Here is a 570-nt window from a genome sequence, read left to right as displayed (position 1 = left end):
GTGGAAAACGAAAGCGAAAAACTGCTTAACCGCTTTGCTCGTACCGTGCAATAACCCCTTTGCCGTCGGCTCTCTGGAGCCAGCGGCATTTTTTATTTCCGTTTTACATAGAGAATGACCGTGGAACGCCGACAACACTTTTCCCACACTCCACTCCCCTATCTGCTGCTTGCGCCGCAGATCGTGATCATCGGGGTGTTCTTTATCTACCCTGCCGCACAAGCCATTTACCTCTCGTTTATGTTGGAAGACCCATGGGGCCTCTCTTCCACTTTTGTTTGGTTTGAAAACTATCAACTGCTGTTCACGTCGAGCGACTATTTGGAATCCTTAGGCTTTACCTTGCTGTTTCCCTGTTAGTTTCGTTTCTTTCACTCGCGCTCGCGTTGTTGTTGTTGGCGGTGAAAGCAGACAACATCATTCATGGCCAAGGTCCTTATCGCATCACCTTAACATGGGTTTACGCTGTCGCACCTGCCGTCGCAGGGATCATTGGCGGATTTCTGTTTAACCCTCATATTGGCGTATTAACGGATCTGTTGCGAGCGTCTTGGTTGGCAGTTTAGTTTT

The 570-nt window shown here is 48.8% G+C and carries 1 pseudogene; it reads left to right on the top strand.

The window, feature by feature from the left end:
- Nucleotides 1-120 precede the first annotated feature (120 nt).
- Nucleotides 121-570, top strand: a pseudogene (locus tag CIK04_RS27825) (sugar ABC transporter permease); the annotation flags it as partial.

The sequence above is a fragment of the Vibrio sp. 03_296 genome, assembly GCF_002265885.1.
Note: the sequence above shows the minus strand (reverse complement) of the source record. Positions and strands in the feature narration are given on the sequence as shown.